Origin of the sequence: Klebsiella sp. HMSC09D12 (assembly GCF_001808475.1) — a bacterium.
Classification (GTDB): Bacteria; Pseudomonadota; Gammaproteobacteria; order Enterobacterales; family Enterobacteriaceae; genus Klebsiella; species Klebsiella oxytoca.
Genome location: NZ_KV793512.1, coordinates 166,495 through 179,263, shown reverse-complemented (window position 1 = coordinate 179,263; position 12,769 = coordinate 166,495). Strand labels below are relative to the sequence as shown.

12 protein-coding genes are annotated in these 12,769 nt (G+C 49.6%); 6 read left to right on the top strand and 6 right to left on the bottom strand.

From position 1 onward, the window contains the following. From HMPREF3178_RS29130 to HMPREF3178_RS29120, 3 genes are read right to left on the bottom strand one after another with little or no spacing between them, the layout of a single operon-like run. The gene (locus HMPREF3178_RS29130; RefSeq protein WP_017146178.1) at window positions 1–1,407 is read right to left on the bottom strand and encodes a PTS fructose transporter subunit IIC; all 1,407 of its coding nucleotides are present in this window, start codon (window positions 1,405–1,407) and stop codon (window positions 1–3) included. A gap of 21 nt (window positions 1,408–1,428) precedes the next feature. Next, window positions 1,429–1,902: a PTS sugar transporter subunit IIA gene (locus HMPREF3178_RS29125; RefSeq protein WP_017146177.1), complete on the bottom strand. Its 474-nt coding sequence runs from the start codon at window positions 1,900–1,902 to the stop codon at window positions 1,429–1,431. Continuing rightward, window positions 1,892–3,409 (bottom strand): BglG family transcription antiterminator, encoded by a 1,518-nt coding sequence (locus HMPREF3178_RS29120; RefSeq protein WP_017146176.1) that lies wholly within the window; start codon window positions 3,407–3,409, stop codon window positions 1,892–1,894. Before HMPREF3178_RS29120 ends, HMPREF3178_RS29125 begins: the two co-directional genes overlap by 11 nt. 428 nt (window positions 3,410–3,837) lie before the next feature. Between HMPREF3178_RS29120 and HMPREF3178_RS29115 the strand changes: the two genes are divergently transcribed. The 3 genes from HMPREF3178_RS29115 to HMPREF3178_RS29105 all read left to right on the top strand — a co-directional run bounded on the left by HMPREF3178_RS29115 (window position 3,838) and on the right by HMPREF3178_RS29105 (window position 7,633). Beyond that, the gene (locus tag HMPREF3178_RS29115) at window positions 3,838–4,848 is read left to right on the top strand and encodes a LacI family DNA-binding transcriptional regulator (RefSeq protein WP_017146174.1); all 1,011 of its coding nucleotides are present in this window, start codon (window positions 3,838–3,840) and stop codon (window positions 4,846–4,848) included. A gap of 141 nt (window positions 4,849–4,989) precedes the next feature. Next, complete coding sequence (gene nhaC / locus HMPREF3178_RS29110; RefSeq protein WP_017146173.1) at window positions 4,990–6,465, top strand: Na+/H+ antiporter NhaC; 1,476 nt, start codon at window positions 4,990–4,992, stop codon at window positions 6,463–6,465. Then, on the top strand, window positions 6,455–7,633 hold the full coding sequence (locus HMPREF3178_RS29105) for a MalY/PatB family protein (RefSeq protein WP_017146172.1): 1,179 nt from the start codon (window positions 6,455–6,457) through the stop codon (window positions 7,631–7,633). The genes nhaC and HMPREF3178_RS29105 overlap by 11 nt, the downstream gene beginning before the upstream one ends. A gap of 112 nt (window positions 7,634–7,745) precedes the next feature. Here the strand turns inward: HMPREF3178_RS29105 and HMPREF3178_RS29100 are convergent, their stop codons facing one another. Further along, window positions 7,746–8,648 (bottom strand): DMT family transporter, encoded by a 903-nt coding sequence (locus HMPREF3178_RS29100; protein ID WP_017146171.1) that lies wholly within the window; start codon window positions 8,646–8,648, stop codon window positions 7,746–7,748. A 532-nt stretch (window positions 8,649–9,180) separates the two neighbouring features. Next, a complete protein-coding gene (cspA, locus tag HMPREF3178_RS29095) occupies window positions 9,181–9,393 on the bottom strand; it encodes a transcription antiterminator/RNA stability regulator CspE (protein ID WP_004100844.1) in 213 nt (70 codons plus the stop codon). A 447-nt stretch (window positions 9,394–9,840) separates the two neighbouring features. Between cspA and HMPREF3178_RS29090 the strand changes: the two genes are divergently transcribed. Next, a complete protein-coding gene (locus HMPREF3178_RS29090; protein ID WP_004100846.1) occupies window positions 9,841–10,068 on the top strand; it encodes a cold shock domain-containing protein in 228 nt (75 codons plus the stop codon). A 244-nt stretch (window positions 10,069–10,312) separates the two neighbouring features. On the opposite strand, the gene lysM is transcribed toward HMPREF3178_RS29090, so the two are convergent. Then, window positions 10,313–10,765 (bottom strand): peptidoglycan-binding protein LysM, encoded by a 453-nt coding sequence (gene lysM, locus HMPREF3178_RS29085; RefSeq protein WP_004100853.1) that lies wholly within the window; start codon window positions 10,763–10,765, stop codon window positions 10,313–10,315. Window positions 10,766–11,155: 390 nt separating this feature from the next. On the opposite strand from lysM, the gene HMPREF3178_RS29080 reads away from it, so the two are divergent. Together HMPREF3178_RS29080 and HMPREF3178_RS29075 are read left to right on the top strand one after the other, a co-directional pair. After that, complete coding sequence (locus HMPREF3178_RS29080) at window positions 11,156–11,533, top strand: RidA family protein (RefSeq protein ID WP_004100855.1); 378 nt, start codon at window positions 11,156–11,158, stop codon at window positions 11,531–11,533. 177 nt (window positions 11,534–11,710) lie between these two features. Beyond that, complete coding sequence (locus HMPREF3178_RS29075; RefSeq protein ID WP_017146170.1) at window positions 11,711–12,739, top strand: LLM class flavin-dependent oxidoreductase; 1,029 nt, start codon at window positions 11,711–11,713, stop codon at window positions 12,737–12,739. Window positions 12,740–12,769: the final 30 nt, after the last annotated feature.

The following is a 12,769-nucleotide window of genomic DNA, read 5'->3' as shown; positions in this document are numbered from 1 at the left end:
CTACATCTCCTGTACAGTTTCAGGGCTGTCTTTTTTAATAAAACGCAGAATAATCGCGGTGAGTAACGCGCCGGCGGCGATGGCGACGATATATCCCACAACGTGGGTGATCACATTGGGAATAAACATGACGAATATGCCGCCGTGTGGGGCTCTGGAGGCACATCCCAGAGCCATGGAGAGCGCGCCTGCCAGCCCGGAGCCGGCGACGATAGCGGGAATAACGCGTAGCGGATCGGCTACGGCATAAGGGATAGCGCCTTCAGTGATAAACGACAGGCCGAGAACATAGGTGACTTTGCCGGTGTCCCTCTCCTGACGGGAGAATTTCCGCCCGAACAGCGTGGTGGCGAGTGCAATACCCAACGGCGGTACCATTCCTGCCGCCATACAGGCCGCGATAGGTTCGTAGATCCCTGTCGACATCAAGCCAATTGCAAACATACAGACAGTCTTGTTAAGGGGACCGCCCATATCAAACGCCACCATCATGCCTATCAAAAGGCCCATAATTGCTGCGTTGGTATTGCCCAGGTTTTCGAGGAACGCTGTCAGCGAGTCGAGAAGAAACTTAATCGGTTCGCCAATCACCAGCACCATTAACGCCCCGGTAATAAAAACGCTCAGCAATGGCACGATTAAAATAGGCTTCAGGCCCGCTATCGATTTAGGAAGGTTGATATATTTGACGATGAGCAGCGTGGCGTATCCGGCCAGAAAACCCGCCAGCAAAGCCCCCAAAAAACCTGACCCTGTCTGAATGGCCATCATGCCGCCGACCGCGCCCGACACTATCCCCATATTGCCGCTAATCGATTTACTTATTCCGAGCGAGAGAACGGGTAGCATCAGCGCAAAGGCCGCACCACCGCCAATGTCAGAGAGCATTTTCGCCAGCGGGTTAAAATTTTCATCTCCCGGCGTTGCCGCAGTAATACCAAATGAGAAGCTCAGCGCGATTAAAATACCGCCGGCAACGACGAACGGGATCATCAGGTTAACGCCGGTGATAAGATGAATATAAATTTGAGACACCAGTGATTTATCTTTATCTTTTTTCGGCGATTCCTGAGCATCGTCTGCCGCCAGGTGTCGTTGTGGCTGTAATTTACCGGTGACAATCTCGTCCAGTAATCCTGCTGCATCCTTTGCGGCGCGAGTCACCGAGACGCGGATTATATTTTTGTTATGGAAACGAGAGATATCGATGACCTTATCCGCGGCAATTAAAACAATATCTGCTTGTTGAATATCCTCCTCGGTAAAAATATATTCACTGTCTACGGCGCCATGCGTTTCAACGAGTAAAGGGATGCCTTTTTTAAGGGCGTTCTTTTTAAGATTGGCTTCTGCAAGGTAAGTATGTGCAACGCCTGTTGGACAGGCGGTAATGGCAATTATTTTCATATTATTCTCCTTGTGAGGATACTACTCTCCGGTATTGTTAATAATTAAGCGGTAGAGTTCCTCTGGCGAACTGGCATTAATTAGATTTTCAACAACCTCATCGTCACCCAGGGCGATAGATATACGAGCGAGAACTTTTATATGTCCCGCTCCGCTGTCGGCTTCTTTTACCGCAAAAAGAATAACCAGCTTAACATCTGAACTATCCATGGTTTCCCAGTCGACATTATCCTTCAGTTTTGCGACGGCTATCCTTGTTTCATTGACCCAACAGGATTTGCCATGAGGAATGGCTATTTGGTTTTCAAAACCAGTCGATCCCAGGGCTTCACGAGCCAGGACATCTTTAATAAAACCTTGTTTATTATCAATGATGCCTTCATCGCACAGCGCCTGAGTCAACTGCTCGATGACGTCGATTTTACTTTTTGCCTGCATCTCAGTAATAACGCAGGCCTTACTTAACAGATCGCTGATTACTATTTTATTTAACATATTCACTCTCCTGAGTCTGGCGTTTGCTGAATAAGGCTTCGGTCACCCGAATGATGTCTTTCGCAGAAAATAGTGCGGAAACATAGGCAACAGGGATCATCATTTCCTCTATTCGGATGGTAGATATGATTAGGTCGCACTTTTTTTCAGCTAACGTTTCCTTTAATCGACTGCCGGGAACAATGTCGATAATCTCCCAGTCGGGGAAGGCTTTGGTAATCCGGCTATACAGGAGCTGAGATGTACCGACTCCGCTTGAACAGACAAGGATGATTTTCTTATTTTCTTTAATCTTTTCGATTGCCGCCTGGATGTATACCGTTAAATAGGCGACTTCATCCTCAGAGGGGGGATCGTGTTTACTGTAATTATTGATTTGCATAGTTGCGTTTCTGACCGCTAAAAATACAGGAGAAAGTTCTTTTTTAATCTCATCCAGCAAAGGGTTATGAATAATGATGCGGAAAGCCAGACGGTTCAACATCGGCTTAATATGCATAACCAGAGCGTTCAAGAGCGGCTGATCGGAGATTAAATCACATTTAAGCAGCTGCGAAAGTAGACTGGTTAACTTAATGGCATAATGTAACGCTTCCTGGTCCTGCACTCCTCTGTCAGGATGGACGGCATGAACGGGATGCTTACCGGATGAAACAAGATATTGATAAATATAATTAATCTCGATTTGCGGGAACCTGAGCGTATATTTCTGCTCAAGCCATGCGATAGCTTTTTCAGCAATCTGCCATTCCTTGTTGTCATGCACTGGCGCAGCTTCATCAGCCGGGCAAACGATTCTCTTCTCCAGACGTCTGATGGTGACCAGTAAATGCGAAAACAGATTGGTATAGTAGGGCTCGCTAATGGCGCAGGTTAATTCATCCTCGATAAATGCAATCAAATTGATACAGTTGGCCACGTTGTCTTTACCAAATTCTTTGATAAGCTGTACGCGAGAGAACCTATCGATTCTGCTATCGGTCATGTGATAGTTACATAAAACGCTATGAGTAATGATCTCCTTAAGCGCCATGCGGATGTCATAGTCATTACCGTCAATAAACGTACCGGTATGGTTTTTTATCATTCTAAGGGAGAAACACTCTAGCCATTTTTCAATTTTAATTAGGTCTTCCACAATGGAAGAGCGACTGATGAAGTATTTCTCAGCTAAAAAGCTGATAGATAATGGCGTGGGAGAATGCGTCAGCAAATCGGTCGCAATGCCCACCAGCCGCTTGTTTTTAAGTATGTTTACAACCTGCGCATCCCCGGAGATAAGGGGGAGGGGGACAACGTCGTTCGCCTCAAGCTTCAGGCCCAGACCGGGTTTACTGAGTACAGAATGACCTTTATCAGTGAAATAAAGGTTAATAGCTTCAACATCTCGTCTGAGCGTACTGACTGAAATATTGAGCATTTTTGCCGCCCGGGAGGTGGCCAGCCAGCCACTTTCCTGCGTTAAATGATTGATTAATGATATTTGTCTTTTACTGAGCACTTTCATTATCCGCTCCTACAAAGATAAGTTGGCGCCTTAATGACGGTAGTTATAGCGGCTGGCATGACAGAGGGAAATACCAGGAGATGAACATATGTAAACCATTATAATGAACAGCAGGCAACAAGGCAGATACATCATTATACGTGGAGATATGTAAGAAATTGTCCCTGATGGAAAAGAATATAATATCTGCATAACACGCTGTGGGAATGATATGATTAGAATGTTCTATTTGTTAATTCTTTATGTTGATCTTTTACAAAAAGAGCGCAAACCTCAATGAAGCTAAAACTAAAGCTATTATTAACATTGATAAAGTGATCCAGGGGGGATTTTGCGGTTTTAAATAAAACGACAGCGATCGCTACAGAAAATATCACCACCACGGTACTATGAATCTCAGTTAAATCTAAAGCATAAAAGGAAGGGGAATGGCAACAATAAAGGATGTTGCACAGCTTGCGGGGGTTTCAACCGCGACGGTTTCGCGCGTTATTAATCAAACTGCCTGGGTTGAACCGGTAACGCGTGAGCGTGTTGAAAAAGCGATGCGTGAACTGAATTATCATCGCAATGCCGCGGCGCTGGCGCTGGCGAAACGCAGCGGCGATATGCTCGGGTTATTGACCGGCAACCTTGCCGATCCCTTTTTCGCTCGCCTCGCCCGCGGCGTCGAGGAGGTCTCACGGCAGGAACAATTCCGCTTGATGGTATGCAGCGGCGGGCATGATGAAGGGATGGAAAAAGCCGGGCTGGATTTTCTAATCAACCAGGGCTGTGAGGCGATCGTGGTCCATGCGAGCAGATTGGCGGAAAAGGAGTTGCTACGTTATGCCGCCCATTTCCCCGCGATGGTGGTGGTAAATCGCTATATTGCCGGGATGGCCAATCGCTGCGTCTGGCTGGAGAACTGCGAGGCCTCAAAAAAGGCAACGCTGCATTTACTTGAGCAGGGGCACCGCTGTATTGCCTGCGTGACGAGCGACTTACCGATAATCGATCGCCGCGAGCGGCTGGAAGGCTATCGTCAGGCGCTAGCGGAATACGGCATTACCCCGGACAGGAGCTGGGTGATAAGCGTTCCTTTTAACGAAGAAGGCGGCGAACGCGCGGCGCATCAGCTTCTTAACTGCGGGATCCCTTTTACCGCGGCGGTAACCTTTAATGATGTGATGGCGGCCGGCATCATGCGTATCCTGCATCTGAAAGGCATTACGCTACCGCAGCAGCTTTCAATAGTCGGGTTCGATGATGTGGTGATGGCGCGTTATCTCTATCCGGCGCTGACAACAATGCATTACCCGGTTGAGCGAATGGCGCGTTGCGCTTCGCAGCTGGCGATCCAGCTCTTTAAAGGCGCCACCCAGCAGCCCTGCGTCAATAGCTTCGCAGCGGAACTGGTGGTCCGCGATTCCGTTCTTCCTCCCGGGAGCGGTAATTAAATCGTCAAGCCTCACAAGTGTGATCGGCTTCAAATTTAATAGTCTCATGTAATCGCTTACATGAAGGCGAACGGAGGATCACAGTCAGGCAAAAGGGGGGGCAGTTACCCTTGAACGACCTTACAGACTGGAGTTCTAGCTATGAATGCCTCTCAAAAGCAGAAAAAAACGCTCTCATTTGGCCTGGCCACCGTCCCTATTTTAGCCATGCTAATGCTGTTAATTATTGGCTACGGCATCATGGGGTTGCGAATCGAACCGCTACTGCTCTGTTCCGCTGCCGTAGCCGCCGTATTAGCCTTATGGCAGGGCTTTACGTGGGAAGAGATCATTAGTTCGGTCGTGGATAAACTGGCGAAAGCGATGCCAGTCATTATGATCCTCATCTGCGTTGGCGCTTTAATTGGCACCTGGATGTTCAGCGGCACCATTCCTTATATGGTGTATTGGGGGCTTAAATTAATCAGTCCTGAGTATATTCTTATTGCCGCATTCTTTTTGACCAGCGTCGTCTCGGTGTGTACCGGAACATCATGGGGATCGGCGGGAACGGTGGGGGTGGCGCTGATGGGGGTCGCGGCCGGGCTGGACGTCTCCCTGGCGGCGGCTGCCGGGGCGGTGGTATCCGGGGCTTACTTCGGCGATAAAATTTCACCGCTGTCTGACTCCACCAACTTCGCCGCCATTGTCGCCGATACCACGCTCTTCGAGCATATTCAGCACTTACTATGGACCACAATCCCCAGCTTTCTGCTTGCCGCGGCGGTATATCTTATCGCCGGTCACAGCAATATGCTGGGCGAGGTCGCGACGCCGCAGCGGGTCACCGATATTGTCAATGCGCTGGAGTCGCTGTACCGCTTTAATATCGTTTTGATTTTACCGCCCGTCATTGTTCTGTGGGGAGCGGTTCGCAAAAAACCGGTCATTCCTTTAATGCTGGGCGCCTGCGTGTTAGCCCTGATTCTCGGCGTCGTGATGCAGGGGCTTAGCCTTAAGCAGGGGTTGGATGCCTTTATTGACGGTTTCAACATCTCCATGTTCCCGCAGGGGAGCGAAGGCATCATTGCTGATGTGCCGCGACTGCTCAACCGTGGCGGTATGTTCTCTATGATGAGCACCATTCTGCTAGTATTTTGCGCTTTCTCCTTTGCCGGCGCTTTAACCTTAACGGGGGCGCTCAACATTATTATCAACCGCCTATTGACGGTTATTCACAGCGTCGGTCAGCTCATCGCCGCCACCATTGGCACCACTATTCTGGTAACTGGCGCAACGAGCGATGGAAAACTGGCTCTTCTGGTACCCGCTGAATTATTCAAAGATGCCTACCGGCGTATGGGGCTGGATACCAAAAATCTTTCTCGAACCATCGAAGATGCAGGCACCGTTATTGAGCCTTTATTACCCTGGACCTCTGCCGGGGTCTATATGGCAACGACGCTGGGAGTGAGCACCCTGGATTTACTGCCCTGGGCGGTTCAGTGCTATGCCGCTATCTTCTTTGCCTTATTTTTCGGCTTTACCGGAATCGGTATCGCGAAAACCTCCCCAGCCGCAGAAAATGCAACGAATATGCTGGCCACAGAACAGGAAGGGAAGCCAGATGGACTTTAATAAAATAATTGATCGCCACCATACCGGATCGCTGAAATGGGATTTTATGACGCGCTATTTTGGCGAAGAAGCCACCGAACTGTTGCCGATGTGGGTTTCCGATTTTGACTTTAGCTGCCCGCCGGACGTTCAGAAAGCCTTAGTTCAGCGTATTGAACACGGTATTTTTGGTTACAGCGAACGACCGCAAACCTACTACGACGCATTAATCTCATGGTTCTTAATGCGGCATCAGCTGGCTATAAAACCAGAGTGGATATGCAGTATTGAAGGGGTGGTTCCCGGATTATCCCTCCTCGTGCAAATGCTGAGCCACCCCGGTGAAGGGGTGGTGGTTCAGGGACCCTATTATGGATCTTTTGCCAAAATTATTTCGCTCAACGGTAGACGCCTGCTGGATAATCCGCTGTATGAGGAGCCTGACCAGGGCTACAGAATGGATCTCGATCATCTGGAAAGGCTGTTTCGTACAGAGCGCCCGCCGCTAATGATCCTCTGTAATCCGCATAATCCAACCGGTCGGTGTTGGTCAGCTCTGGAACTGAGCGAGTTGCTCCGGCTGTGTGAAGAGTATGATGTTATTTTAATTTCCGATGAAATCTGGGCCGATTTACTGCTTCCAGGGGAAGCATTTACCTCGGTCTTGCATTTAGAGGAGCGCTGGCATTCGCGCGTGATATCCGCCACCTCCGCCAGTAAAACGTTTGGTTTATCTACCCTACGCATTGCGAACTTTCTCATACCGTCGCCGGCGCTGCGTGAACAATTTATGCGCCGTCTCGATGCTCATGGACTGGACGTCTTCAATGCGTTGTCCATTGAAGCGAGCACAGCTGCGTGGCAACACGGCGCTCCCTGGCTGGATGAGCTACTGCGCTATCTGGCAGAAAATCGACGGTGGTTTATTCAGCAGGTTGAGCAATATCTACCGTGGGCGCGCATCATCCCTGCTCAAGGGACGTACCTGCTATGGATAGACTGCAAACGGCTGGGACTGGACGATGAACAGCTGAAATGGCTCATGGTGGATGTTGCGGGTATTGCCCCTTCAATGGGAAACAGCTTTGGCGCAACCGGCAGCGGTTTTATTCGCCTTAATCTCGGGTGTCCGCGCGCGTACCTCGAAAAAGCGGTGGAGGGACTGAAACGCATTGCTTTTACAGCATAAATAACATTGCCTTCGGTGAGTCCGTCTAAGCGAAGTTCCTGTCGCCCGTTTTAATGCGCAGGTGCTGAGAGTCTGTCCTCCCCCTGTCAGGGTTAAAACGGTGCATTCCTGCTTACGAATGCACCGTTTCCTTTTTTGCGATCGAACAAATCGCGATGCCAATTAAAATTAACAGCGTGCTCAGTAAGTGATAGAGGTGCGGCCGGGTATGTAAAAACAGAATACTCAATATCCCGCCAGACAGCGGAATAAGGTGAGTGTAAATTTCACCACGAGTCGCGCCAATGGCGGCGATGCCTTTGTTCCAGAACAAATAGGCCAGCCACGAGGGGAAGATAACCAGATACGCCAGGCCGGTGAGGAAAGAGATATCGTGGTACGCGGCGAACGAGGTGGCGGGGTGTCGCCATAGCCAGAAAATGACCACCGGAAGCAGAATCAGGGCGCCGATAAGTGAACTGACGGCGACGAAAGCGTTGGCGGGAATACGCCGATCTTTATTACGCAGCAGAGAGCAATAAACCGCCCAGCTTAGCGCAGACCCCATGGCCCACAGGTCGCCCTGGCTAAATCCTTTGAGTCCCTCGGCGTTGGTCAGATTGCCGTGCAGCAGAAGCAGCAGTACGCCTGCGGTGCTAAACGCAACACCGCACCAGTTACGCGCTGAAACCCGGTCATGGAAAATCAGACGGTTAATCATCAGCACCATGCAGGGGGTCGCCGACATATAAATTGCGGCGTTTAGCGCGGAGGTGGTCTGCAGACCGATATAGAGGGTTAGCGGGAAACTCACCTGCCCACACAGCGTTAAAATCAGCAGCGTCGATGCATTTCCACGCAATAAACGCCAACTCTCGCGGATTTGACGTTGATAAAGCCCTACCAGCAGCATGGCGGTTAGCGCCCACCTTGCTTCCGTCATAACAATCGGATCTGCGCCCTGAACGAGAATATGCCCTACAACATAATTCCCTCCCCAAAACAGGGCTGCCAGCGTAAGTAACAGGTAGGGCATGCTGATTCCTTGCATCGCTTTAAACTGTACTACATGGTAACTACGTTTTTTTTAAAACATCAATTAAATTAGACGTTTTTTAAAATTTTCATGAATAATCAATGGGTAGCGGCGCCATTCAGGATGGCTATCATCATTACTATCCCTTCCGCAGGTGCTGGCTTTAACCACCTTGAGAAAATATCGCGAAAAAACTGATAGAGACGCGCCTTATCCGCAGGCTCTCTTCACTGGCAGCATGAACGATACGCACTGTACACTCTTATCTTTTTAATTGCTGAAGTCGCTCGCCGTTAATTTAAAACGAGGTTTGCGTTCTTTGCCGGTGGCTTAAGGTATTACGACTCTAAACGGGAGCATTTATTGTTGCAAAGAGATATACCAGTGGGAGGGGTTATAGCAATACTCGGGGGGCGTCATTTGGGGGGAGTTATCGAAAGCATGAAAATAGCAGAATGACGCGATTATCTCAAAAACTCTCATTATAAATAACCCCGACGTGATGTCAGGGTCATTAAAGCAGGAGCGCGCTTTAAACAGCGTAGACGTTACCCGCTGAAGGACCCTTCTGGCCATCTTCAATGGTGAATTCGACTTTCTGGCCTTCGCTCAGGGTCTTAAAGCCACCGCTCTGGATAGCAGAAAAATGGACGAAAACATCCTTGCTACCGTTGTCCGGAGTGATGAAACCAAAACCTTTTGATTCGTTAAACCATTTTACTAAACCAGTCATTTTATTAGACATTGATAATACCTCAACATATCTGAGCCTTACGGCGAAAAGGGTTTTCGCACAGAATCTAATTAATAACGATAAGGAGACTCAAAAGGAAGAATTATCAACGGATAACACTTAAGATGAGGACTGCTTTACTAAACCGCTTTATTATGTCTGTATGCTAAACCGACCCCTCATTAGTCACACACATCACTATAGATAGCAAGACTTATTTCCAGGTAAATATCCTGATAAAGTTTTTTTGCCGCGCAAGGATATCTGGATGGCTAAAAATTGATTTGCTTATTATCGCTATCCGTGCATTAATGACCTAATCTGTGCGCGATAAACGAACATCAAACTCTACTGAGCAGTTCTCATGACCAGGCGCTATCGCTGATATCCCCTCCTTTTGAGTCCAAAATTTGATCCTGTACGTTTCTCTCAATTTCATGCTGTGTAACTGGAGGGAGTATGTCCTCAAGAATTAAAGGTCTGGTGAAGTGGTATAATGAATCGAAGGGGTTTGGTTTCATCTCTCCTCTTGATGGCAGCAAAGATATCGCCGTTAATTACTCAGCGCTTCACGGCGATAACTTTAATACCCTCTTTGAAGGGCAAAAAGTTGAATTTGCCATACATCGCGGTGATAAAGGTCCAGCGGCGACGAAAGTTATTCTGTGCGATAAAGAGATATTTTAGAACGATGACCATGAGAGGAGAGGGCATCGATTGTGCCATCTCGACGGCTGCGGTTCGCCGTGGCAGAAGCCATCCCTAACTGACAGAAAAATTATCTCTCCCGGCCACTAAAGCGGCCTGTGATGCTGCCAGGCAGAATGCCCTGATAAACGTTCACATGGCTGAGAGTGAATTACCGACCAGCAAACCGGCCGGTAATTAACGAAGTGTGGTGAGTGAACTGACGGAAGCTTAGCGAAATAACTTACTGCTTCGCCGGGATAATCAGCACCTGACCCGGATAGATCTTATCGGGATGCGTCAGCATCGGTTTATTGGCTTCAAAAATACGCTGATAGTCATTAGCCGAGCCGTACATCGCTTTTGAGATGGCGCTCAGGGTATCGCCGGATTTCACCGTGTAATAACGGCTTTCCGCTCCGCTCTGCGTCACATTAACGCTATCATTGACCTGGCCTACCCCGGTGACGTTACCCACCGCCACCAGAATTTTTTCTTTATCTTCCTGTGAGCCGACGTCGCCCGTTATCGTTGCGGTGCCATCGTCCGCGACATCAATATTCACTTTTTCAGCGCCGGGCAGGTTAAGGTTATCAATGTGTTTTTTCAGCTTTTCGGCCCGATCTTCCTTGCTGCCGCCAGATACCGCATCCCAGATTTTCTCGCCCGCGTCTTTCACAAAACTTAATAATCCCATCGTTCCATACCTCCATTACTGCTTCATGATTAATATTTTCATCAGACCCAATAATCCAATATCCAATATAGATAAGTGCAGGATGCCTCCACCGTAGCGGCAACGTCTTAAAGAAGCGCAACCTGCCATTGAAGTATATGCAATAAGCGTCAAAGTGCAGGATATTTGCCTTAAATTCTCCGCGATGGTGCGGCATCAACGCTAGTCATCACGGCCATTATGCGATCCGTTTTGCAACGATATCGGTACCGTAGCAACGCCTTGCCAGGCTGCGAAGAGAGCATAGATAAGGGCTGTAATGCTATTTTTTGCCAGGAGGAGACATACTGAATGCCTTAGCTAAAGCATGTTAGGATGGCGACTCGTTTCCTCTTAAATAAGGATGTCAGCATGAGCAAGGTGGTACGGAAAAATTATCCTCAACTGGGTGAAGTCAAGGCTCCCTACGTTCACTCGGTAACGCACGGAAACACGCTCTATATTTCAGGGTTAACCGCGTTCGGCACGCAGGCGCAGCAGGGGAGTATCGCCGCCCAGGCGGAGGAGATCTTTAAGCAGATCAGAACCATCGCTGACGCAGAAGGCGTTGATTTTTCATCCCTGATTAAAGTCACTATTTTTATAACCTCATTTGCTGAGATCGACGCATTACGCCGGGTTCTCTATCAAAACTACGGTGACCATCTGCCTGCCAGCTCTCTCGTTGAAGTCAGCCGCCTCTTTTCACCCGACCTTAAAATTGAAATTGAAGCGATTTTCGGCCTCTGAAGGACCGCCCATGGCCGGGAGGCGGCAAATAGCTTTATCAATTTATTTGAAGTATTCGGTTAAACAAACGATATTTATTCTCACCTGGTTACGCGTAGAGTAGTGGGATACGCGGCAGACACGCTTGTCATAAGGCGCGCTCTACCGACGACTCCCTGCAAACCAGGAAACTTCGTCATGAAAAAGATTGGCTTTTTATCATTTGGTCACTGGACGCCGTCGCCGCAGTCCGGAACGCGTGCAGCCGCTGATGCGCTGTTACAATCCATCGACCTTGCCGTCGCCGCCGAAGAACTGGGCGCGGACGGCGCCTATTTCAGGGTGCATCATTTTGCTCGCCAGCTTAGTTCCCCGTTTCCCCTGCTGGCTGCGATAGGGGCGAAAACCAAAAAAATTGAAATCGGCACCGGCGTGATCGATATGCGTTATGAAAACCCGCTGTATATGGCAGAGGATGCGGGTGCGGCGGACCTCATCTCCGGTGGCCGCCTGCAGCTGGGTATCAGCCGCGGCTCTCCGGAGCAGGTTATTGATGGCTGGCGCTATTTTGGTTACGTCCCGGGCGAAGGCGAAAACGAGTCGGATATGGCGCGTCGTCACACCGAAGTGCTGCTGGACGCCCTGCGCGGAGAAGGTTTTGCGAAACCCAATCCGCAGCCTATGTTCCCCAACCCGCCGGGGCTGCTGCGTCTGGAACCGCATTCCGAAGGTCTGCGCGAACGAATCTGGTGGGGCGCCGGTTCGAATGCTACCGCGAAGTGGGCGGCAACGCTGGGTATGAACCTGCAAAGTTCGACGCTGAAGGATGATGAAACCGGGGAACCGTTTCACATTCAGCAGGCGAAACAGATCCGCGCCTATCGCGAAGCCTGGGCACAGGCGGGCCATACCCGTACGCCGCGCGTCTCGGTTAGCCGCAGCATTTTCGCCCTGATGGACGATCGCGATCGTCTCTATTTCGGTTCAGGCCGTGACGAGAGTGATTCGATCGGTTTCCTCGATGAGAAAACCCGCGCTATTTTCGGTCGCAGCTACGCCGCAGAGCCGGACAAGCTCATCACGCAGCTGAAACAGGATGAGGCCATCGCCGAAGCGGATACGCTGCTGTTGACGGTACCGAACCAGCTGGGCGTGGAATATAATGCGCATGTCATTGAGTCGATTCTGAAGCACGTTGCGCCGGCAATGGGCTGGCGCGATGCCTGAGTTAGTCGCGGTCGATGCCCCGCCGGCAAT

Bases quoted from the DNA above. Each gene is read 5' to 3' on its own strand.
- HMPREF3178_RS29130 (WP_017146178.1), bottom strand. From the start codon at position 1,407: ATGAAAATAATTGCCATTACCGCCTGTCCAACAGGCGTTGCACATACT.
- HMPREF3178_RS29125 (WP_017146177.1), bottom strand. From the start codon at position 1,902: ATGTTAAATAAAATAGTAATCAGCGATCTGTTAAGTAAGGCCTGCGTT.
- HMPREF3178_RS29120 (WP_017146176.1), bottom strand. From the start codon at position 3,409: ATGAAAGTGCTCAGTAAAAGACAAATATCATTAATCAATCATTTAACG.
- HMPREF3178_RS29115 (WP_017146174.1), top strand. From the start codon at position 3,838: ATGGCAACAATAAAGGATGTTGCACAGCTTGCGGGGGTTTCAACCGCG.
- nhaC (WP_017146173.1), top strand. From the start codon at position 4,990: ATGAATGCCTCTCAAAAGCAGAAAAAAACGCTCTCATTTGGCCTGGCC.
- HMPREF3178_RS29105 (WP_017146172.1), top strand. From the start codon at position 6,455: ATGGACTTTAATAAAATAATTGATCGCCACCATACCGGATCGCTGAAA.
- HMPREF3178_RS29100 (WP_017146171.1), bottom strand. From the start codon at position 8,648: ATGCCCTACCTGTTACTTACGCTGGCAGCCCTGTTTTGGGGAGGGAAT.
- cspA (WP_004100844.1), bottom strand. From the start codon at position 9,393: ATGTCTAATAAAATGACTGGTTTAGTAAAATGGTTTAACGAATCAAAA.
- HMPREF3178_RS29090 (WP_004100846.1), top strand. From the start codon at position 9,841: ATGTCCTCAAGAATTAAAGGTCTGGTGAAGTGGTATAATGAATCGAAG.
- lysM (WP_004100853.1), bottom strand. From the start codon at position 10,765: ATGGGATTATTAAGTTTTGTGAAAGACGCGGGCGAGAAAATCTGGGAT.
- HMPREF3178_RS29080 (WP_004100855.1), top strand. From the start codon at position 11,156: ATGAGCAAGGTGGTACGGAAAAATTATCCTCAACTGGGTGAAGTCAAG.
- HMPREF3178_RS29075 (WP_017146170.1), top strand. From the start codon at position 11,711: ATGAAAAAGATTGGCTTTTTATCATTTGGTCACTGGACGCCGTCGCCG.